The sequence below is a fragment of the Fructilactobacillus sp. X7R9C1 genome (assembly GCF_059901005.1).
The window spans coordinates 65,258-87,094 of record NZ_JBWXVG010000002.1 but is presented as its reverse complement, the minus strand read 5'-3'; the positions used below and the strand labels follow the sequence as shown (position 1 = coordinate 87,094).

The following is a 21,837-nucleotide window of genomic DNA, read 5'->3' as shown; positions in this document are numbered from 1 at the left end:
TTTATTTGTTTTGTATATTAACTTTTTTATGTATAATTATAATATGCAATATTTATAAATGTATATGGTAAGAAGTGTGGATATTATTGATTTGTATATTGATGAATCTGGAAATTTAGGTGCACAGGGACGTTATTTTACGATAGCTGGAATATGGTGTGAGAATAGACAACAAAGTAAAAAATTAAAAAATAAGATTAAAAAATGCAGTAGAAAAGCTAAGGAAAAATTTAACAATTGTTATACTAATAATGGGGAAGTTAAATCTGCTGAATGTAACATAATAGTTAAAGATTATTATTATCGAAGTATAAGTAATATCATTTCAAGTATTTATTATGTTGTAGTTGATTTAGAACAAGTTTATGGGAATTTAAGAGATCATCAGAATATTTTGTATAATTATTTATTATCTTTTTTAGTGAGAGATATATTAAAGGACTATGATAATTTATCTAACTTAAAAATTCATCTTGATAATAGGACTATAAAAGTTGGTCATGAAAAAACATTTGATGAGTATATAAAACAAAAAGTATGGGGAGATTTTAATAGGCCATTCGTAAATATTGATGTTGAATATGTCGACTCTCAAAGAAATTACAAAATTCAAGCTGCTGATTTTGTTGTAAATAATATTAATTCTCATTACTTATACGGTAAAAATATAGATTCAAATTTAACAAAAGTGATAAAAAAGAAATGCAAATTTCCATACAAAACTTTTGGTAAATAGTTTACTATTATAATAAATTAAGATACTATTATAATAGTATCTGGGCGAGTAAGACTCGAAATAGTGTGTTACTTTATTTATGACATAAGCTGCTTTTTGCAAGCCATATTTTAAGCATCGTCCATTAGGACCTCGTTGCATTATGCAACGAGGTTTTCTTATATTATGAGCATAAAAAATAACTTTTTTGTTTCACATGAAACAATTTGCCAAAGCACCTGTTACTACTGGCTTGAAGTGACGTGGTACATTAATTAATCAGTATTATGATTTCTGAAGATGATGATTGATTGTCTAAGAAAAAAAGCAGAACTTAAAACATAAAAAGATCCAAATCTATTTCAATAAAGATTCGGATCTTTTTATGTTTTAAGTTAAATATTATCATAAAGAATTTCATTAATAATATTTATTGGTCTTTCAATTTTGTTATTATTATTATTCTTAATTTCGTTAAAAACTTTTGTAAGTTCTATTAAATCCGCATTCTTTAGACTACATTCATTATATAAACGTATTATGGCCCAACACCATTTAGAATAAATGATTGTATCTTTCCACCTATAATTGTAATTTGAATTTCTTGATGGTTTTACATCATCTTTCTTACACTCCTTATCGTAAGAATCAATTATATAGTTTAATATTTTGTGGTTTAAATTTTTATCGTTTTTTGAATTTATGAATGTTAATAATACAAGAGGATTTATATCAGATTTATCGTCTTTTTGTAGTTGACAAAAAAATTTATTTTTGCTTTTATTCAATTCTTCATTGCTTTTGTTACTGTCTATTAACTTATTTAGAGTATAATAGTGCCAAGTTTGTACAATCGTTCCATTATAGTTTTCATTAACATATTCTTGTGTATCACTTAAAATATTTATTATTTGATTTTTATACAACTCTGTAGATTGATTAATAATCAACTTATAGCAATTTACAGTTAATGAAGGACATGAAAAACCTAATTTTAAAATAAAATCTATAAATATCTTAAGGAACTTATTATCTGGTTGAGATATTATTCTCTTTTTATGTTTTAGGATGGTTAGCAACGCTTTAGATGTACTTAATTTGTTTTCAGTTAAATGATTTTTGAAAAAAGATTTTAAATCTAAAAATGTATTGATATCTATAATAAATTCTTTTTGATTTATAGAAGGTAAATTGATTTTTATATCATTGAGACTAGCATGTTTTGGTATATAAATTCCTTCAGATATATTTAATTTATTTTTTTGTAGATTTAGTTTATAGTTTTGTAATGTTTTTTCAATCTGAAATAAATCTTTTTTTAAAGTATCTTTACTAGATGAAAATATGACAGTATCGTCTACATACCGTGATAAAGAAATACTACTTGTATCTATTTTAGTCAAAATATTATAATAAATAGCAAGACTAAATAGTTCACTTGTTATTCTCGATGAAATAGGTCCTGTAATAATTCCTTTTGTTTGAGCGCCATTACTTTGGCTATTAAATGTATCTAATTGATTGAAATATTCTTTTATTAATTTTTCATTAGCTTTATCTTTAGACTTATTTTCACTTTTAGACTCGAAAAACTTTGAATTACCAATTCTTGACATATAATGAGTATATATATTTTGGAAAAAACTTTCTATATCAACAGTTAAATAGTACATATTAAATGTTTCAGAAAGAGATTTGTTTATTAAACCCTTTGAAAAATCCGCATTGTCTGCTTTAGAGGTATTAGATTCGAATGGATATTTATTAGACACAAAAATTTTGTCTTTCATAAATGGTGAGCTAGACATCTTAATTGTTTCTTTTTTAATTTTATCATTACCATTATATTCATATAACAATTGATTAAATAAGATATTTGATATTTTATTTGTGTTATATATGAATGTTATATACAATAACGGATTTATTATACCCATCTTTCTAAAAGTACCATTATTTTTAAATTCATAGTATGCCAATTCTTCGGTTCCTTTGAATATATATTCTGGGTATTGGTGTTTCTTTAAGTATATGAATCCTTTGTCATTTATTTCAAAGGGCATACAAATGTTTTCTGTATTATTTTTATTTATTTTTAAAAATAGAGAGATTACGTTTTCAGTAATATTAGTATTATCCCAATTAGGTAATATAAGATCAAAGGGAATGTCATCTGGAATCATTCCAATTATTAAAGCACTTATGTTTTCTTTATAAATATTGTTTTTATATGAATTATTGAACTGATTAAGCCATTCTTTAAATGTCATAAGGTTATCTTCTTTATAGTTTTATTGGTAGTATTTTATCACATTTGTTTAAGATAGTTTCACGTGAAACTATTTACCAAAACACTTGTTAATACTGACTTGAAATAGAGTGGTACACTACTTAATGTAAAAATAAATTGAAATGAGGAAATTAAAATATGAAAGCAGTTGCAGTATTTTGTGGTGCGGCTCCTGGTAATGATCCGGCATACCAAGAAGCCACCAAGAAATTGGCGAAATGGTTGGTTAACCATGACCTGACACTAGTCTATGGTGGCGGCGGAGTTGGTCTCATGGGATTTCTTGCCAAGACGGTTCTAGAACTTGGTGGAGTGGTTCATGGCATCATGCCAAAGGAGTTAGTTGACCGTGGTGCAAGCATGGACGGCCTTACTAGTTTAGAGGTAGTTTCCAACATGGATATTCGCAAACAGAAAATGTTGACTCAATCGGATGGTTGTATTGCACTTCCCGGTGGTCCTGGAACCTTGGAAGAGATTTCTGAAGCTTTTTCATGGGCTCGAATTGGCGACAATGATGATCCATGTGTGTTGTATAACGTTCAGGGTTACTACGATCCGCTTAAACAAATGTTTGATGAAATGACCGAAAAGGAATTTTTGACGGTGGAAGATTGCAAAAAGTTACTTTTTTCGGATTCGTTGTCTGAAATCTATGAATTTATGACCACATACACAGCACCAAAGATTAGAACCTACACAAAATAAGATACGAAAAAACATCTTCACTTTTTTTAAGTGGGGATGTTTTTTGAGTTTTATTCAATTATTAATAATAAATAATGTGTATATCATGTTTTCATTGTTTACATAATGCCTTACTATTGATTTAAGGGGATGGACATTATGATAAGAAGAAAAGCTGAAAGTAATATACGCGATGATAAAGATACTTTAGCAAATATTCAAGCTAGAAATGATGCTCTTAACGGCAAAACTAATAAAATTGGAAATATTGATGACTTCGATAAGTGGGCAGATAACTTATGATAAATATTGAAACCACTTATTTATTTGTTACATCCAACGGCTTATTCAACTTATCCGCTAAATTTACCACCACGATAATGATGAATAATACTAGTGCAAACCAGAAGACGTTGTGAAATGCACCGAGTAGAATCTGATTAATATCATTAATAATGTTAGCTGGAAGATGAACTCCAGCCGAATTTTTCGATGAAATGATACCGTTTAGAAGTTTGCTGTTAATGGCAGGATAACGATTGTGACCTAGATTGATTGATAGATTAAAGATAAATCCGAATACACCAGTCATAACGGTTTGTCCAAGTGTCCTCCCCAAAGTAATCATTGAGGAAGCAACGCCGACGTTGTCTTTGGGCACGATTGCTTGCGCAACCACCGTGTTCATCGTGATTACGATTCCTAGTCCAGCACCAGTGACACCTGAAATGATGTAGAACCAAATCATTGGTAGGGAGACGGAACTGAATACCAGAATGAGGTAAAATGCAAATTGAATAATCACAATCGGAATGGTAACGAACTTTGGAGCGAAACGCTTAATCAGCGCTCCAACGAAGAACGATGTAATTAACCAGGCAACGGGACTGGGTGTAATTGCCAAGCCTGCGATTGTTGCTGAGACCCGGTAGATGGACTGTAACCACATTGGGAAATAAATTTGAAAGCCAAATTGAATCCCGCTCAGTAGTAAAGCCGTTAAGATTTGGGCGGAAAAAGTCGATGATTTAAATAGTTTCAGCGGAATAACAGGGTCGCTGGCTTTTCTTTCGGCATGAATGAACAGGATAAATGATGTAGTAATAATGACCAATCCAATAATAATTACGACAAAGTTGATTTTTTGTTCACCCAAAAATTGAAGGGTAACTAACAGTGATACTAGAAACAAGGCCAAGTAAGTGCTACCAAGATAGTCCATTTTGAGGGAGGTTTTCTTGGTAATAGGATCTGCGTATCCAAAGTAGATTAGAATGAATACAATGATGCCCAGTGGAACGTTGATGAAGAAAATCCAATGCCAGCTGAGTTGGTCAACGATAAAACCACCAATGATGGGACCAATTAAGGCCGAAATTCCCCACGCCGTATTATTCCATGCCATCATGTTAGAACGTTCTTCTAGTGGAAACGTGTCGGCAATTAAGGTAAACGTGATTGGCATAATGGCTCCTGCACCGAGGCCTTGAAGGGCTCTCGCCGCAATCAACAAGCCGATATTCGTTGAGAGTCCACAAGCCATCGATCCAATCGTGAAAACTGCTAATCCGAAGAGAAAAATGGGCTTCCTGCCAATTCGATCACTCAATTTACCGTAAATGGGTGTGCTTAGTGTTGTAGTTAATAGATATGTAGCGAACACCCAACTTTGAAAAGCCAGTCCGTGCAAACTGCTCAATATTGAGGGCAGAGCCGTAGTGACAATGGTGGTCTCAACCGACGTCATGAACGTGGCGATTAACACTGAAATGATGATGAGGACTTTTTTCTTGGTCCATTTCTTCTTTTTCTTCAAGGTAATTCCTCCTAATTAGTAAAATGTATTTCGATAGATATCGAAATTATAATTAGAATAGTCTCATCTCGAATTGGATGCAAGTATCTTTATAGCAAAATAAAAACAGAAGTCTAATTATGGCTTCTGTTCAATAACGTTATTTAAATGAATTTTGTTAATTAAATCCTGGTTGACGGACAAGTATTTGGTTTGGCCATCTTTTCTCATATTGGTTAAACCGGCGTGTCTGAGGATTTTGAAATGATAGGAGACGGTTGATAAGGATAGATTGAGATGGGAACTGACTTCGCCACATGTCATTTCATTCTTGTTTTCCATTAGGATTCTGAGGATTTTGATCCGATTTGGTTCAGAAAGAGCTTTGAAAATGCTGGCTAATTGTTGTTCGTTAGGATTATCCAAGAAACTTTCTCCTTTCACTTCATTTTAAAAATTAACCATTCCATTATCTGGAATAATTAGGTATGATTACATATAGAGCGATAATTGATTTGATCACCAATTGGAGCTTTAGTAGGTTTATTGTGTTGGGCTCATCTCCACCTTAATAATTAATGAAGAGGTGAGTCGCTTGAATACAGAAGAAACTAGGTTATTGGGATTGTACCACTAGCAGTAGTGGTTCTTATTCGACCGTTAATTGTGCTAAGTCATACGCGATAATAAAAAAGCTAACCGCAAAGATTAGCTTTTTACCCAAATAACACATAAATCTGCGCGGGAAGGGATGGTAACGACATCTCTTCCTTTTTTATTACTCTTTAATTCTATTTTATATGAGTGAATTTGTCAATTATTTATCATAAAAAGTTGGATGCTTTTACTAAAGCCTTTTTATATGTTCTATCTTAGAATTTCCTACATTATATTTTTCAATTATTTTATTATTTTTCATCCAATTTAAATAATTTCTATTTATCTGAGTATTTTCAAGTTTTATATTACCAATGTTATTGTTTGGGTTCATAATCTTAACAAGTCTTTCAAATTGTCCTTTTAAGTTATCGGATAGAGAACTAGATTTATCTTTTAAATAATCATTTACTTTTTTATTCGAGGAAAGTAGGTCCAAATTACTTGAAACTAATATTATACTTTTATAATCATTTCTGGCTACTAATTCATCCATAATGTGTAGATTTTTAAATTTATTATTTTGAGACAAATTCAAAATATAACTAATGATTTCATATTTATTCATAAAACCGGAAGGTATTGTAATGTCATTATTAATGATAAAATCTTTTGCGTCATCATTAATATTTAATAAATCAAAATCCACTAATACTTGAATTTTATCAATGCTAGTATTTTTATCTAGAATACTATTAAATTCAATACTTATATTTTTTGGACAATATTTTAATAATTCTTTATATCTTTTTGTTTTTAATGAAGTTGTTTTTGCTACAGATATAAAAAATTGATCATTTATATTTTTATTATTTTCCATATCTATTTCATTATTATTTAGGAAGGTAAGTAGAGTATTGTTAATTGAATTGTCGTTAGACTTAAAGTAATAAAGTACATTAGTAATGGTGGGTTTGATCTTATTCTTTTTTAAGAGTTCATCTTTGAACAGTAGATCCCCCTTTAAATCTTTAAAGTTAATAGGTTTCAAGCATTCCTGAATTATGTTATATTTTATCTTTTCATTTATATCATTATTATTAATAAATTCAATTAATGTTTCATTTTTATACGATTTAAGATTATTAATGATAATGTTAAAATTAGCTTTAGTGTCTTCATATCTATTATTTTGAATAATATCTTTTAGGTGATTATTAATATCATTAAAATAAGCTAGATTGAATTTTATGTCTGGTTTAAAATTAACTAATTTTAAATAATCTCTATCATCTTGATTAATTACTTTTTCTAAAAATCCAGGACTTTCAATAGCTGTTTTAATCATTATTTCTAGTTTTTTTTCATTTTTTAGAGATTGAGTGTTTAATAGATGATTAATTAAACTTATATTTAAACTTTGTTGTTTTTTTAATTGATCATTATTAAGTTCAATTAGGACATTATTATAATCAAAAAGTTGTAAATTTTGCATATCTTCACTGGAATCACTTAGTATATTATTAATAAAATATCCGTCATTTTTATTACCATAAAAATTATTAATAACGTTTAGATAATTTTCATTAATATATCCTTCCTTTATTAGTATATATATAAATTCAAATTTTTTTTGATTTGTAGATATGGATCTAAAGATTAAGTCTTTACTTGACGACGATAATCTGTTTTTTCTTAACTGTTTGAGTGTGGCATTTATTTTATTTAACTCTTTGTTATAGTGAATAATAGGATTTGATTTATACGTATAATAGTCATTTTCGTCTTTAAACCTACTGTATTTTATACGATTATGGTTTGGAAAAGTAATTTCTAGATCATTCTTAATGATTTTACTAGTGTCTGCTGTGTTTTTTATTTCTTTTTTGGTATACTGGTCAAAATAAAATGCGTTATTATTTCTAGCCCATACTAGTAAGAATTCTGATTCATCATTTAATGAAGTTTCATTTCTTCTTTTAGTTAATTCTTTTATTTTTTCCTCTTTTTCTTTAATTTGTTTGTTTATATCATCTTTATAGTCTTTGACTATATTTCCTAAAATACCCTCCCCATTTTGAATATCATCAAAATCATCTGGATAAAGGTTTTTATATGCAATTAAGGCTACTAGTTCATTTTTATCAATTTTGTTTGTTTTATTAGATATATTATTTGAATTAAAAAATAATAAATATTCATTTTTTATATTTGCTAGTATTCTAAAGTCGTCTATATAATTACTTAAATAGTGTAAAAGGTTTCTGTCAATGTCTTTATCTTTAAACAGTTCTTTAAGTTTATAAAATGAGTTACTAGTAGTAATGAATGGAATTACTGGGATTATTTGATCAAAAAATTTAACTCTTTCTTTTCCATCTATAAAGATATCGTCCCGCATCAAATATAAAAATATCCAATGATGCTTATTTTTACTATTTTTAGACTTATTATTTAGCTTTATATTTAATTCTCTTAATTTTTCAAATATGATTATACTTTTAAATCTATCCAAATCTTCAATAATTAAAATGCATGGCTCATTATTACTCTTATCTTTAGCAAATTGTGTAAACAAATATATAACTTCGTCAATATATTTTTCAAATAAATCATCATTATTTAAATCAATTTCAGATTCAATATTTTTTACTTTAATTTTTGTTTTGAATAATTCATTTGAATCTAAGAAATGTAAAAGAATTAATATACTGAAAATGATTAATCCGATCAACGTAATTAGAAAAATATAGGAAGGAAATGATGAATGAAATATTGCAAGAATTAATAATATAATTTCAACTGAATAAAACCATTTTAATTTTGTTGGTACGGGTCTTTTTACTTTAAAGTGAGTTAAGGGTATTGTGTCAATATCAATTTGGTATATGATTTGATTAATAATATTTAAAGCAATATTATTATCCATTTTTTGTGTTTCCTTACCTTTTTCAGCATTAGGATCTTTAAAAGTTGCAAAGCTAACTCTAAGATAATTGTTTTTGTTTTTTAAGTATGTATCGATTATGGAGGATTTACCACTTCCATATTTACCAGAAAGTGCAACATTATTATTCTCTTTACATAGTGCTTCATCTAAGTATTTTTTGTATAGCTCATAATGTTTTTTATTATTTTTGTTTGTGTCTGAATCTAAGTTTTTATTTGAAGAAAGGGAAATTAACTTTTGATCTTGTTCTTTTTTTACTAGATTTTCCCTTCGAGTATTTTTTGATTGATTTTTTTCACCATTTTTATTGTACATATAAGAATCTCCCATATTTAAATGCTTTTCATTATGTTTGCAGCAAATCGTTTGTGAACAATTTTATAATATTGTGTCAAAATTTATACGAATTGTCAATATTATCACTGATATAGGAAGTTTTTTGTTATACAAACAATTTCACAAGTACTCGTTTGTATGTATTATATTAATAATTAAGAAGTATTAATAGTTTCACGTGAAATAAAAAATAATTTTATCTACCAAAATTTTTTTAAGGACAACTCGTACTTATTAGTGTTGCCCTTTTTGATTACTCTAATTACATTGATTATCAATATTCGTTAATTAATTAATATATTGGAAAACAAAGAATATATTGAGTGCATATTTAAATAAAATACGAACAATCAAAAGATATTTATTGAAAATTGTATGTATCATGATATGATTAATTTGTCTGGTACAACAATTTTTTGGGAGGGACTCGTAATGAAACTCAAGCAAGCTTTGAAATGGATCACAGCAGGTGCTGCCATTACATTTTTGTCGGTTGGATTAGTTGGATGTGGGAAACAGTCAAGTAACTACAAACCAAAGAAATTAACGGTTGGTTTTACGCCGTCAGTGAATGCTGGTCAGGCCAATGCTGAGGCCAAGCCACTCGCCAAGCAGTTAGAAAAACAGCTCCATATTCCAGTCACGGTCAAGGTTTCAACTGACGGGAACTCGCTTATTCAGGCCATGGGTTCAAAGACGTTGGATGTTTCTGAAATGAACCCCGGGGACTTTGTCTTAGCACAAAAGAATTATAAAGTGGTTCCTCTCGTTCAAGCAACGCGTCAAGCACGCGATCTGAAGACTTTGCAACTCACTAACAAGTCATCAGATCACTTCTATTCCACGATTGTTGTCAGAAAAGACAGTGGTATCAACAATATCAACGATTTAAAGGGCAAAAAGATTGCCACTGGTACCACGAATTCAACGGCGGGTTATATTTACCCGGTCGTTGAGCTTATGAAGCACGGAATTAATATTAATAAGGATGGCATCAAGACTGACGTTATCAACGGTTACGATCAGGCCGTGCTGTCCGTTTTAAACAAAAATAACGATGCTGCCTTCACTTTCCAGGGTGCTCAAACCTTAGTCCAAAAGGATAATCCGAACGTTATGAAGGACACTAAGGTCATTTATACGACTAAGGCTATTCCAAATGACGTGGTTGCTTGTCGAAGCGATATGTCGAAGTCATGGCAGAAAAAGATTGCCAAAGCCTACGAGAACATGGCGAAGACTAAAGAAGGTCATGACGTTATCTTCAAGATTTATCAAGAAGAGGGATATGTTCCGTACAAGAAGTCAGAATTTAAACAACTTCATTCGTACATGGACCAAGCCAACAAGATTAGTAAAACCAAAGAATAGGCGAGAGGGATTAAATTGAGCGATTCGGATATTTTACAGGTTAATCATGTTACCAAAACTTATCCTAGTGGTATTAAAGGATTAGATGATATTAGTTTTAACGTCAAACGCGGTGAATTCATCGCTGTCGTTGGACTTTCAGGTGCGGGGAAAAGCACCCTGTTTCGTTCCCTTAATCGGATGCAAGATATCAGCGACGGCAAAATTATCATCAACGGGACTGATATTTCTAAATTGAAGGGGAAAGCGCTCCGTCACTTTCGCCGAAAAATTGGAATGATTTTTCAAAGTTTCAACTTAGTGAACCGGCTTACGGTTCAAAAAAACGTTTTAAGTGGAAGAGTTGGTTACTATCCAGTCTGGAAAACACTTCTCGGTTTGTATAGTAGAGAAGACAAGGAAAAGGCGGTTCGATCACTGGACCATGTTAACATGCTCAAAAAATTATACGATCGGGCGGACTCCCTTTCTGGAGGACAGATGCAACGGGTTGCCATCGCACGAACAATGATGCAGGAACCTGATTTGGTTCTGGCTGACGAACCAGTTGCCTCGCTTGACCCCAAGACCAGTCACGGAGTTATGCAGGATTTGAAGAATTTAAACGTCAAGGATCACGATACTGTTCTGGTGAACCTCCATTCAGTTGGACTAGCACTTGAATTTGCGGACCGAATTATTGGAATTCGGGACGGAAAATTGGTGTTCGACAAACCGGCGGCTGACTCGACTCCAGAAGATTTGAAGGCGATTTACGAAGGAGGCAATAGCTAATGCACACTAGCGACATGCCGAAGATGTCCTTTGTCAAAAAGTATCACGTTAAGGGCATCATCGTAATTGCCATTCTGATAATTCTGTTCGTTTACTCCATGAAAATTTGTGGGGTTGATCCCAGCTTGTTTATCTCGAACATCGCCCAGTTTGGGGTTCTGATTGGTCAAATGAGTAACCCAGACTGGTCGTACTTCAGTTTTATTTGGGACCCACTGGTTCAGACCGTTCAAATGGCAATCCTTGGAACTACGATTGGAACCGTCTTTGCGATTCCAGCTGCATTTCTGGCCGCGCGGAATCTTGACCACAGTAAGGTTATTCACGGCACGTCTCGGTTCGTACTGGACATCGTCAGAACGTTACCATCACTGCTGTTAGCTGCTATCCTGGTTGCCATCTTTGGGATTGGTCCAACGACTGGAACCATCACGCTTGCCATTTTCTCGTTTGGGATGATTTCCAAACTGTTCTATGAAGTATTAGAGACAGTCGATATGGGGCCAGCTGAAGCCATGAAAGCTTCCGGTGCCAGCATCCTCCAAATTATTCGTTTGGCCATTATTCCCCAGATTGCAGGTCAATTTTGTAGTTTCTTCCTGTACACCCTAGAAGTTAACGTTCGTTCATCAACCGTTTTAGGATACGTTGGTGCTGGAGGCCTTGGGTTGTATCTTCAACAAACCATCGATGAATTTAACTACTCCGAGACGGCGGTTGTAATTCTTGCAACCTTCGTAACGGTTCTGGTGATTGACATCCTTAGTAATTACTTGAGGAGGAAACTACAGTGACCCTTCCAAAAATTAACGAAAAACAAAAACGATGGGACCGCTACAGCTGGATCGTTTGGGCAATCATCATCATTTTGATTTATGGCTGGTGTTTCTCTGACATGAAATTTAGTCAGATTCAGGAATCGGCTGGCACGGTTTCCAAGTCCATCTTCATGGGACTGATCCATCCTGATTGGTCCTATATCTACAATGGTAGTGGAGAAGACCTGATCTCCCAGTTGATTATGACACTTGCCATTGCATTTTTGGGGACCATCATTGCTGCCGTTATCAGTGTCCCGTTTGCCTTCTTTGCCGCTCATAGTAAGAGTAGCAAGTACAACGTAACATCTAAGGTGGGAACCTTCCTTTTGACCGCCATTCGAGCTTTCCCCGAAATCGTTTTAGCCATTATGTTCATTAAAGCAGTGGGACCCGGTAGTTTTGCCGGAGTCATGGCACTTGGGATTCACTCCATCGGGATGCTAGGGAAACTCTTTTCAGAATCCATTGAGGAAATGAATCACAGTTCGGAGTACTCTATCGTGGCTGCAGGTGGCAGTAAGCCGCAGGTCTTCGCACTATCGACGTGGCCGACCATCCTGCCGGCTTTGATTTCATACACTTTGTACAGCTTTGAAATTTCAGTTCGAGCTGCCTCAATCCTTGGTTTGGTTGGTGCTGGCGGAATTGGGGCGCCAATGATTATGGCGTTGAACACGCGCAATTGGTCCAGAGTGGGGATCATCTTATTGGGGATCGTCATCATGGTCATGGTGATTGATGGCTGTTCCGGATACATTAGAAGGAAATTAATTTAATTAATAGTGTAAAATACCAACTAATTCCAAATGGGAGTTAGTTGGTATTTTTTTCGTTTATAGTATAATTTACCTAAGGATTGAATTTAATTGAAAGAAGAGTGTCTACATGCGATTTCTTAAGTCATTAGGTAAGTTTATCTTGGCACCATTGCTTTCGGCTTTGATTGTTTTCGGTAGTTTTCCTGAATTGTTTGCGGTTATAAACATTAAGACTAGCCTCACCCTTAGTCCCGCCATGTTTTGGATTATTTTAATCTACGGAATGGTGGTGTTTGCTGTGGTTTACGCTTTGTTTTATAACGTTCTGTTTAAAAAGGATAAGCCAAGTTCAACTAAATACAGTAAGTACGCCTCGGTCGGGATGCTTATCGTCAACCTGATTTATGTGGTTTCCGCGTTGCTGCTTGGTTTGATCATGATTGGAATGAAAATGCCGCAATTTATTGATCCCATTGTGAGTGGCTTTACGATAATTGGGTTGCCCATTATCCTAATTCTAAACTTAATCGATTTCTTGTGTTATCCAACCAAGAAAACGTACGTAATTAATGGAATTTTCTTTGCGTTTGCCACTATTGTTTATGTGATGTTGTGGTGGAACTAATTATCAATATTGAATAACGAAATATTTTGATTGAGCTAGTCAGTGATGATTGGCTTTTTATTTTTAATGGCATATTTTGATTATTTTATTAATTTAGTACAATAGACGTATAAGTGTTATCTACAAAAAATATCATTTAATAAAAAGAGGTCATTTGATTTTGAAAAGTAAAAAACATCAATTACTGACGCTGAGCGTAATATTTTCGCTGGTGTTTTTAATCATGCCGCTGATCTTCAATCCTAGTACGGTCGATGCTAGTAACAAACAGCCGCCCATTTCACAGAATGAAATTAACATAAAGGCCAAAAGTGCCATTGCCGTTGATGCCACCAGCGGCCAGATCATTTATAGCAAAAACGCTAACCAAGAGTTGCCGATTGCGTCCGTTAGTAAACTCATCACTACATATATTGTGTTAAACCAAATAAAAGCAAAAAAGATCTCGTGGGACAGCAAGGTCAAAATTAGCCCTGGGGTTGCTAATTTGAGTCAGAAACGTGATTTTACTAACGTTCCGTTGAAAGCTGGTCAATCATACACGGTTAAACAACTGTACGACGCGAGTCTGGTTTGTTCTGCTAACGGTGCTGCCATGGCACTTGGCGAATATTTGGCAGGTCCTAACCACGACTTCGGTCAAATGATGAATCAAGAAGTCAAAAAATTGGGAATTAAGAATGGGCAATTCTATAACGCATGTGGATTGGCTAATCACGATTTAGGCGCGCTAAAGAATCCTAAATTAAGTGATGACGCTGAGAATACGATGTCAGCTGGGGAATTAGCTCAATTAGCACAGAAATTAATTACTCAATACCCGCAAATCTTAAAGACTACCTCAATGACCACATTGGAATGGGATGGAAATACGCACAAGAACACTAACTTACTTCTGGGCCAAACTAATCCATTCAAGATTGATGGATTAAAGACGGGGACCAGTAATACCGCGGGTGAGAATTTTGTGGGAACTGGTACCAGCAACAACGACCGTGTGATTACCGTCGTTTTGGGAGCGCCCAAGGAACAGCGCTTCACCCAAACTCAATTAATGCTCAATCAAATCAGTCAGAGCCTGGAACCAATTACGATTGGTGACAACGTGATTAAAAATAAAACCGTCAACGTTGTTAACGGACAAAATCCTAAAACTAAAATTGGCTTGACGGCACCTCAAACGTACTGGTTACCGCAGGGTGAAAAATTAAAGACAGACTTTGTCTCTACCAACCACTCTAGGGTTTTCAAAACGCCACTTGCTCCAATTACGAACGGCGAGAGGGTTGGAACGGTTAACATCCAGGCGTCTCAAAATGAATTAGACTTATTACCAAACAGTTCCATGAGTGTCCCCGTTGTTTACAAGTCAGCTAATCCAGTAAATGTGATGAAAATGATCATGGGCGCGATTGAATTACTGGTTATCCTTCTGTTGTTAATCTACTTAATTCTTCAAATCAGGAAGTTTAATCGACATCGTCACTAGTAATTAAAATTATGAAGTTTTCATTAATCGACCGCAAAAAGTGTTGTCGAACGCGCTAATATGCATTATACTGGTAAATGTAATTGAGTTTTGCTTGCGAGCGGCTAGCTCAACTTGTTAGAGCAACGAATTCTTTATTCGTGAGATTGAGGTTCAAGTCCTTGGCTGCTCATATAAATGTAAAATAAAATGATTGCCTGGTGGGGCAATCATTTTTTTATGGATTCGATTTAAATTGACATCCAACTATTTATTCCATATAATAAAAACGAGAAGAAATCTCTAACTTTTTTCTCATCGCAAGTTGGATGCGATTATCATAGTTCAGTTAGTCCACTATGATTGGCTTTTTTTATTATTACGTCTGCTGTGGCGATTTTAATTGCTGACAGTACTAAAACACACCGTAACTGCTAGAAAATCTAGTGGTTACGGTGTGTTTGTGTTTTAACTGTATTTTTCAACGTTCTTTTTGATAAAGTTGGCGGAAGCCTGGAGTTTATCTTTCTCTTCATCGGTTAAATCAAGTGGGACATCTTCGATTACGCCGTCTCTTCCAACTACAACTGGATAGGAAAAGTATACGCCATAGTCAGAACGGTAGTTTGAGACTGGCAAAACGGTGCGGGCATCAGAGAGAACGGTGTTGGCGAGTCGTACTGCGGCACTGGCAACTCCGTAACTGGTGTAACCCTTACCTTGCATTACTCTAAAACCGCCGTGGCGTGCTTCCTGGTCTAAAGTGTCGAGGTCAAGATGACGACTTTTGGCTAACTTTTCAATTGGTTGGTCAAGAGCCCGAACGGTCGACCATGCGGTAAACTGGGAGTTACCGTGCTCGCCAAGGTTGTAACCAGTGACTGAGCGTGAATCAATTCCTAGTTTTTCACCAACGGCACGTTTCATTCTGGCAGAATCTAGGAGTGTTCCCGTTCCAATAACGTGCTTTTTTGGTAAACCAGTAATTTGTTGGTACAACTGGGTAATCACGTCCACCGGGTTGGTAATGGCAATTAGAACGCCATTAAAACCAGAGTCACGAATCTTGGGTGCGACTTCTTTGACCTGTTCAATGTTATAAGATAATTCGGCAAAACGATTGTCGCTGTCGTTATTTGATAGTTTAATCTTACCAAGGGCCGAGATAACAACGTCGGCGTCCTTTAGGGCGGCGTAATCATTTACAATGATATTGGTGTGAAAGGGTAAATTAGGCATGCCCTCCCGAAAATCAATGGCGTCAGCGTTGACCTTGGCGTCGTTTTTATCAATCATTACTAAGTCATCGGCGAACCCACTTACAACAATGTAGTTTGCCACCGTTGATCCAACGTGACCGTCACCAATGATTCCAATTTTTCTAGTCATAATATGCCTCCCATTAATTATTTGGTTTCAGTTTAACAGATTGAGGTTGATTGGGAGTAAAAAAAGTTGGATTGACATTTATGCGTTTATCACATACAATAATAGTGTAATAAAAAAAGGAAGAGATATTGCGCATCTCTTCCAAGCGCGTATTTCAGGTGCGTTAATTTGGGTAAGCTAATCAGTGATGATTAGCTTTTTTTATTATATATGGATATTAAAGTGACCCGTTAATTTATCGTTTAAAATAATCAACTTTATTTGTATTTATTAATTAGCTTATTAGGATTATTTAATTCGTTAAATTCATTTTGATTTAAGTGGATAACGCCATTTCCAATCATTGGAATTCCGCTCACTTTTGCGATCTTATAATTTGAATATACGGTCAAAGAGGTTTTAATATTGTGTTTTCTTTCATGACTTACATATTTATAGCTTACTTTAGCATCCTTAGGAACCTTTTCTTTCTTTACTGAATTATAGTTTTTATCTATTTTTGAAAGAATATCAGTGCTTTTATGACCATTTGCCGTTTCAATAACTTTGTTATTTGCATCATATACTTTTAAATAATCTTTCCCAGAGCTATTTAACGAGAAATTCTTACATCCACTTAGAATAAACAACATTGTTACGCAAAGAATTGGAATTATAAACTTTTTAGATAAATTCATAACTTCCTCCTTGTTTTTTAATAATTTTACCGAAGTTAGAATAATTGTCAATATTAAGTTAATTTGGTACCTCACGATCAAAAAATATTATTCGGCAAAATAAAAGAGCTAGCGTATTCGTATCTAAATATGCTAGTTCTTTGTTTCCTAAATTTTATCAAACGCCTGTTTCAAATCGTCCAGTAAATCTTCCTTATCCTCAATCCCAACTGACAAACGAATCAGACCGTCAGCAATTCCGTCCTTTAAACGTTCTGCTCTTGGAACGGAACCGTGGGTCATGACCGCTGGAACTTCAATCAGGCTTTCCACGCCACCAAGGCTTTCAGCCAGGGTGATAATTTTCAAACTTTCGACAAAGGTCTTCGCCGATAGTCCTGGTTGGAGTTCAAACGAAATCATGGGACCAAAGTTACGCATCTGTTTCTTTGCCACTTCGTAGTTCGGATTGTCAGGATCACCAGGATAGTAAACCTTCGCAACTTTGGGTTCATTTTTGAGAAAATCAAGAATCGCATTGGTGTTATCCTGGTGAACCCGCATGCGAGCACCCAGCGTCTTAATGCCACGTTGAACCAACCAACTGTCATCTGGTCCAAGCGTACTACCGATGGAATTCTGCAGGAAGGCCAACTGTTCGGCAATCTGGTCATCGTTAGTAACGGCAACGCCCGCCACCACGTCACTGTGTCCGCCGAGATATTTGGTGGCGGAGTGTACCACCACGTCTGCACCTAAATCCAATGGGTTCTGATTATAAGGGGTCGCAAAGGTGTTATCAACGATGGTTTTGGCACTGTGTTTTTTCGCCATTTCGGATAATTTATGAATGTCGGCTACCGTCAGCAGTGGGTTTGTAGGAGTCTCAAAGTAAATGGCCTTGGTGTTGGGCTGAAAAGCAGCCTTGACGGCGTCTACATCTTGCATGTCAACGGCCGTGAATTCTAGCCCGAAGCGTTTCATCACCTGATTAATCAGACGAATCGTCCCGCCGTACAAGTCTTGTCCGACGATGATGTGATCGCCTTTGGAGTACATCGAGAGGATGGTGTTGATGGCAGCGGTCCCCGAACTAAAGGCAAAACCAGCGGTTCCGTTTTCGAGTTCTGCCATCTGGGTTTCAAGGGCGTACCGGGTCGGGTTGCTCGTCCGTGAGTATTCCCAGCGTGGATTCCCGCCAAGCTTAGTTTGTTTGAAAGTTGAGGCGCGATAGACCGGGACGGAAACGGCTCCCGTTTCCTTGTCACCAGTGATTCCGCCGTGAATTAATTTTGTGTCAATGTGCAAAGTAAAAACCTCCTTGAATGTGACTATTAGGATTGATTATAGACTAGTGGTAAAAGTTAGAAAAGAAATGGCATTATGGAATTTAATTTTGTAAAATCGGTTTTATCGTTTCGTGACATGTGTTAGAATTTCCCTATTCAATTAACGTTAGGGGTAGTTTATCATCATTAAAAAATTAGAAAACAAGAAAATCGTATACTGTCTTTTAGCGATTATTGTTGTTATTGGATTAGTGATTCTGTTTAAAGATTATTTTCCACAGATTCGGATGTTTTTTGATCCGAGTCAGCGGGGCATGGCCGTCAAAGAAATTCATGAACATGGGTTTATCGATGCGGCTCTATTTTTAATTGTTTTAACGTTTGCGACGTTGTTACCGTTTGTTCCTTATCAAGTAATCTGTGTGTTAGCCGGCATTTGTTTCGGGAACGTTTTGGGCTTTTTTATTAATTTAATTGGGTTAACCCTTGGTGGACTATGCAGTGTTAAGTTGATTAAGTCCGTCCGTAATATCGCAAGTAATTATCGAGATAAAGAATTGAGTTTTAGTAACGTTAAGCATCCCTTTATCATTCTGTGTATTGGTTATGCCATCCCGTTCTTCCCCGTTTATTTAATTAGTTACGCGGCTTCACGGTTCAAAATATCACGCAAACTACTGGTTCTAGCGGTTGTGATTGGGTCAATCCCACAGTCAATTATTTATATCGTTGGTGGGATGTACATCATTAACGGTAGTTTGAAGCGAATTGTCGGCGTCCTAGTTGGTGCCATTCTGTTTATTATTGTTTTACACATGGTTATTAATCACTTTACAAATAAAGATAGTTCTAAGACTAAGCATCAAGAAACAGCGAAAGATAGTCAAAGCAAATCGAACTAGATTAATTAGGCAATCCATCCGGGTTGTCTTTTTTTACGTTCAAAATTTGGCTTCTAGTAATGATAATGGTGTTATAATCAAGCCGTTCAATTGTTTGTAACAAAAAACTAAATAACGAGGGTTGCTTCCGATACGCCTCGCTAAAAACAATGAGGAGATGTTCATAATGTTACATGCATTAGCAAAAAGTCGATGGTTTGACCTAGTTGGAGTCGCAATCGTGGTAATTGCGTCGATTGCGAGTGGTTATCTGACGGAGAATCTGGCAGACGTCACGCACTGGGGTTCCTGGGCGGTCTTTGTTCCGTTTGGAATTATTTCGATTGTAAACGCCGTCCTCTCCATTTATTCAACGCGTTTAACTGGGAGAATGAATAACCTCGGCAATGTGATTGGCATCATTAACGTAGTGTTGTCCGGCTTTATTGACTACGTTTTAGGTAATAAAGCGGCGGTTGTGACCTATCCGGTGACTTTCATCATCTACACGTTTGCGATTAACAAGTGGATGAAGACCGCTAAGTACAAGGCGACCAAACCGTATACGGGCGTCAAGAAGTGGGTTGTCATGACCAGCATTTTACTTTTGAGTCTGGTATTTTCGTTTGCGGCTAATTTAGTGGGCTGGCCTAATGGTTACACGCATTTGTTATTCTGGATTGTTGTGATTGCGTTTGATTTGTCGCTTTCGGCGAACATTTTAAACGCGATGAAACTGACCGTTCAGTGGAAGTACTGGTTCGTCTACAATCTGATCCAGTTACTAAAAGCCATCGTGCAGGGTAACTTTGCAAACGTTGGCAAATACATCTATTACATTATTAACTCGATTTGTGCGCTTGATTTCTGGGAGAAGCCAATCTTGAATCCAGCAAAAATTAAATAATTAAGTAAGGGGAATCCATTTATTTGGGTTCTCTTTTTTATACATAATTAAAGTTTATTCCATCACAATATTGGGGAATTTTTTTGGCTTTTGACTCTACTAGAAACACAAGGGTTTGAAAGGATAATTTCTTAGATAATTATGATTTTGATGTGTTATAACTTGAATTTTTTTAGAAGACGAGTATAACAATCTGTAAGCGGTTACAGATCAAACCAATCATTTCGAAAATTCCAATCCTGTTTAATAGAAAAGAGTTTAAAAAATCAATTGTTGATTAATGAAATCAGCTTTTTCTTTGATCATAATTGCTCAATAATTAACAATTTTACATTATGGGAGGGTTTACTTATGAAGATTGAAGCAGCGGTCGTTAATAAGAAAAATGGCAAGTTCGAAATTAAAGATGATGTCGAATTAGCCAAAATGCAACCAGATGATTTACAAGTTCACATGGTTGCGACCGGAATTTGTCACTCAGATGAAGCTTTAAGAAAGGGCACGGCTGAGATTGGTTATCCGATTATTCTTGGTCATGAAGGTTCTGGGATTGTCGAAAAGGTTGGTTCGGAAGTAAAAGACTTTAAGCCCGGCGATCACGTCGTTCTGTCATTTTATGGTTGTGGAAACTGCATTAACTGTTTAAGGGGAATTCCCACTCAATGTTTAAACTACGCGGCCAATAACCTATCGGGGGTTCGTCCCGACGGCAGTGCGCACTTTACCGAAAATGGGCACGATGTTGCCGACATGTTTGACCAATCATCGTTTACCACGACCACGGTGGTTCGTGAACGAAACGCCGTTAAGGTCTCAAAGGACCTTGATTTAAGAAAGCTTGGTCCCTTAGGTTGTGGCTATGTCACGGGCAGTGGCACGGTTTTTAACACCTTAAAGCCTGAACCAGGCTCAACGATTGCGGTCTTTGGGACTGGAGCCGTTGGGTTAGCTGCCATGATGGCTGGTCGGATTGCTGGATGTACCAGTGTGATTGCCGTTGACATCGTTCCCTCACGTTTGAAGTTGGCCAAGGAACTTGGCGCCACTGATGCTATCAACAGTAAGGACGAGGATCCCGTTGAAGCCATCAAGAAATTAACTAATGGGCACGGAGTCGACTATGCCGTTGATACGACTGGCGTTAAACAGGTCATGGAAAGTTCGATTCAAGCCTTGGCTCAAGGTGGAACAACGGCTACGATTGCCGTAACCGACCAGCACATTAACTTGGATACTTGGAACGACCTTTGTACCAGTGATCGCAAGGTTGTCGGTGTTAACATGGGTGATTCGATCCCGCAAGTCGACGTTCCACGTTTAATTCGTTTTTACCAATTAGGCATGTTCGACTTTGATAAGACCGAGAAGTTCTACCCATTTGATGAAATCAACGAAGCCAATGCTGATTCCATCAGCGGAAAGACGATTAAACCGGTATTAGTAATTGATAAGGACTACCAACCTGGCAAATAAGGTTGATTAAATCACTTTAACATGATTGTTGAAATTAAACGTTATTGAAAGGAAG

The 21,837-nt window shown here is 35.3% G+C and carries 19 protein-coding genes and 1 tRNA gene; 13 read left to right on the top strand and 7 right to left on the bottom strand.

The genetic code is table 11. The features are described 5' to 3' along the window. Window positions 1–76 precede the first annotated feature (76 nt). Entirely contained in the window at window positions 77–736 is a 660-nt protein-coding gene (locus AC6UD0_RS02120; protein ID WP_500707975.1) for a DUF3800 domain-containing protein, read from the top strand. Window positions 737–1,110: 374 nt separating this feature from the next. Here AC6UD0_RS02120 and AC6UD0_RS02115 read toward each other — a convergent pair whose 3' ends face one another. Next, a complete protein-coding gene (locus AC6UD0_RS02115; RefSeq protein ID WP_500707973.1) occupies window positions 1,111–2,985 on the bottom strand; it encodes an RNA-directed DNA polymerase in 1,875 nt (624 codons plus the stop codon). A gap of 158 nt (window positions 2,986–3,143) precedes the next feature. Between AC6UD0_RS02115 and AC6UD0_RS02110 the strand changes: the two genes are divergently transcribed. Further along, window positions 3,144–3,713 (top strand): LOG family protein, encoded by a 570-nt coding sequence (locus tag AC6UD0_RS02110; RefSeq protein ID WP_500707972.1) that lies wholly within the window; start codon window positions 3,144–3,146, stop codon window positions 3,711–3,713. 138 nt (window positions 3,714–3,851) lie between these two features. Beyond that, a complete protein-coding gene (locus tag AC6UD0_RS02105; protein WP_500694218.1) occupies window positions 3,852–3,995 on the top strand; it encodes a hypothetical protein in 144 nt (47 codons plus the stop codon). A gap of 16 nt (window positions 3,996–4,011) precedes the next feature. Here the strand turns inward: AC6UD0_RS02105 and AC6UD0_RS02100 are convergent, their stop codons facing one another. The 3 genes from AC6UD0_RS02100 to AC6UD0_RS02090 form a co-directional block, all read right to left on the bottom strand. Continuing rightward, window positions 4,012–5,508, bottom strand: coding sequence for an MFS transporter (locus AC6UD0_RS02100; protein WP_500707970.1), 1,497 nt, complete (start codon window positions 5,506–5,508; stop codon window positions 4,012–4,014). A 117-nt stretch (window positions 5,509–5,625) separates the two neighbouring features. Further along, window positions 5,626–5,913: an ArsR/SmtB family transcription factor gene (locus AC6UD0_RS02095; protein WP_500707969.1), complete on the bottom strand. Its 288-nt coding sequence runs from the start codon at window positions 5,911–5,913 to the stop codon at window positions 5,626–5,628. 421 nt (window positions 5,914–6,334) lie between these two features. Beyond that, complete coding sequence (locus AC6UD0_RS02090; protein ID WP_500707968.1) at window positions 6,335–9,349, bottom strand: YobI family P-loop NTPase; 3,015 nt, start codon at window positions 9,347–9,349, stop codon at window positions 6,335–6,337. A 453-nt stretch (window positions 9,350–9,802) separates the two neighbouring features. On the opposite strand from AC6UD0_RS02090, the gene AC6UD0_RS02085 reads away from it, so the two are divergent. The 7 genes from AC6UD0_RS02085 to AC6UD0_RS02055 all read left to right on the top strand — a co-directional run bounded on the left by AC6UD0_RS02085 (window position 9,803) and on the right by AC6UD0_RS02055 (window position 15,380). Beyond that, window positions 9,803–10,741: a phosphate/phosphite/phosphonate ABC transporter substrate-binding protein gene (locus AC6UD0_RS02085; protein ID WP_500707966.1), complete on the top strand. Its 939-nt coding sequence runs from the start codon at window positions 9,803–9,805 to the stop codon at window positions 10,739–10,741. Window positions 10,742–10,750: 9 nt separating this feature from the next. Next, entirely contained in the window at window positions 10,751–11,515 is a 765-nt protein-coding gene (gene phnC, locus AC6UD0_RS02080) for a phosphonate ABC transporter ATP-binding protein (RefSeq protein WP_500708064.1), read from the top strand. Further along, window positions 11,515–12,309, top strand: a complete 795-nt coding sequence (gene phnE / locus AC6UD0_RS02075) for a phosphonate ABC transporter, permease protein PhnE (RefSeq protein WP_500701441.1) — start codon at window positions 11,515–11,517, stop codon at window positions 12,307–12,309. The genes phnC and phnE (AC6UD0_RS02075) overlap by 1 nt, the downstream gene beginning before the upstream one ends. Next, window positions 12,306–13,112, top strand: coding sequence for a phosphonate ABC transporter, permease protein PhnE (gene phnE, locus AC6UD0_RS02070; RefSeq protein WP_500707531.1), 807 nt, complete (start codon window positions 12,306–12,308; stop codon window positions 13,110–13,112). Before phnE (AC6UD0_RS02075) ends, phnE (AC6UD0_RS02070) begins: the two co-directional genes overlap by 4 nt. 109 nt (window positions 13,113–13,221) lie before the next feature. Then, on the top strand, window positions 13,222–13,719 hold the full coding sequence (locus AC6UD0_RS02065) for a hypothetical protein (RefSeq protein ID WP_500707965.1): 498 nt from the start codon (window positions 13,222–13,224) through the stop codon (window positions 13,717–13,719). A gap of 160 nt (window positions 13,720–13,879) precedes the next feature. After that, complete coding sequence (locus AC6UD0_RS02060) at window positions 13,880–15,208, top strand: D-alanyl-D-alanine carboxypeptidase family protein (protein WP_500707963.1); 1,329 nt, start codon at window positions 13,880–13,882, stop codon at window positions 15,206–15,208. A 98-nt stretch (window positions 15,209–15,306) separates the two neighbouring features. Next, window positions 15,307–15,380, top strand: a tRNA-Lys gene (locus AC6UD0_RS02055). 275 nt (window positions 15,381–15,655) lie between these two features. Here the strand turns inward: AC6UD0_RS02055 and AC6UD0_RS02050 are convergent. The 3 genes from AC6UD0_RS02050 to AC6UD0_RS02040 form a co-directional block, all read right to left on the bottom strand. Next, window positions 15,656–16,576: an L-lactate dehydrogenase gene (locus AC6UD0_RS02050; protein ID WP_500707961.1), complete on the bottom strand. Its 921-nt coding sequence runs from the start codon at window positions 16,574–16,576 to the stop codon at window positions 15,656–15,658. A gap of 257 nt (window positions 16,577–16,833) precedes the next feature. After that, window positions 16,834–17,253: a hypothetical protein gene (locus AC6UD0_RS02045; RefSeq protein ID WP_500695926.1), complete on the bottom strand. Its 420-nt coding sequence runs from the start codon at window positions 17,251–17,253 to the stop codon at window positions 16,834–16,836. 147 nt (window positions 17,254–17,400) lie between these two features. Beyond that, on the bottom strand, window positions 17,401–18,540 hold the full coding sequence (locus AC6UD0_RS02040) for a trans-sulfuration enzyme family protein (RefSeq protein WP_500707959.1): 1,140 nt from the start codon (window positions 18,538–18,540) through the stop codon (window positions 17,401–17,403). 232 nt (window positions 18,541–18,772) lie between these two features. On the opposite strand from AC6UD0_RS02040, the gene AC6UD0_RS02035 reads away from it, so the two are divergent. The 3 genes from AC6UD0_RS02035 to AC6UD0_RS02025 all read left to right on the top strand — a co-directional run bounded on the left by AC6UD0_RS02035 (window position 18,773) and on the right by AC6UD0_RS02025 (window position 21,782). Continuing rightward, window positions 18,773–19,423 carry a TVP38/TMEM64 family protein gene (locus AC6UD0_RS02035; protein ID WP_500707958.1) on the top strand — a complete coding sequence of 217 codons (651 nt, stop codon included), beginning with the start codon at window positions 18,773–18,775 and terminating at the stop codon, window positions 19,421–19,423. Window positions 19,424–19,589: 166 nt separating this feature from the next. Further along, entirely contained in the window at window positions 19,590–20,309 is a 720-nt protein-coding gene (locus AC6UD0_RS02030) for a nicotinamide mononucleotide transporter (protein WP_500707537.1), read from the top strand. A gap of 351 nt (window positions 20,310–20,660) precedes the next feature. Further along, window positions 20,661–21,782 (top strand): NAD(P)-dependent alcohol dehydrogenase, encoded by a 1,122-nt coding sequence (locus AC6UD0_RS02025; RefSeq protein ID WP_500701455.1) that lies wholly within the window; start codon window positions 20,661–20,663, stop codon window positions 21,780–21,782. Window positions 21,783–21,837 lie beyond the last annotated feature (55 nt).

Bases quoted from the DNA above. Each gene is read 5' to 3' on its own strand.
- AC6UD0_RS02115 (WP_500707973.1), bottom strand. From the start codon at position 2,985: ATGACATTTAAAGAATGGCTTAATCAGTTCAATAATTCATATAAAAAC.
- AC6UD0_RS02110 (WP_500707972.1), top strand. From the start codon at position 3,144: ATGAAAGCAGTTGCAGTATTTTGTGGTGCGGCTCCTGGTAATGATCCG.
- AC6UD0_RS02105 (WP_500694218.1), top strand. From the start codon at position 3,852: ATGATAAGAAGAAAAGCTGAAAGTAATATACGCGATGATAAAGATACT.
- AC6UD0_RS02090 (WP_500707968.1), bottom strand. From the start codon at position 9,349: ATGTACAATAAAAATGGTGAAAAAAATCAATCAAAAAATACTCGAAGG.
- AC6UD0_RS02085 (WP_500707966.1), top strand. From the start codon at position 9,803: ATGAAACTCAAGCAAGCTTTGAAATGGATCACAGCAGGTGCTGCCATT.
- phnE (WP_500701441.1), top strand. From the start codon at position 11,515: ATGCACACTAGCGACATGCCGAAGATGTCCTTTGTCAAAAAGTATCAC.
- AC6UD0_RS02065 (WP_500707965.1), top strand. From the start codon at position 13,222: ATGCGATTTCTTAAGTCATTAGGTAAGTTTATCTTGGCACCATTGCTT.
- AC6UD0_RS02050 (WP_500707961.1), bottom strand. From the start codon at position 16,576: ATGACTAGAAAAATTGGAATCATTGGTGACGGTCACGTTGGATCAACG.
- AC6UD0_RS02045 (WP_500695926.1), bottom strand. From the start codon at position 17,253: ATGAATTTATCTAAAAAGTTTATAATTCCAATTCTTTGCGTAACAATG.
- AC6UD0_RS02030 (WP_500707537.1), top strand. From the start codon at position 19,590: ATGTTACATGCATTAGCAAAAAGTCGATGGTTTGACCTAGTTGGAGTC.
- AC6UD0_RS02025 (WP_500701455.1), top strand. From the start codon at position 20,661: ATGAAGATTGAAGCAGCGGTCGTTAATAAGAAAAATGGCAAGTTCGAA.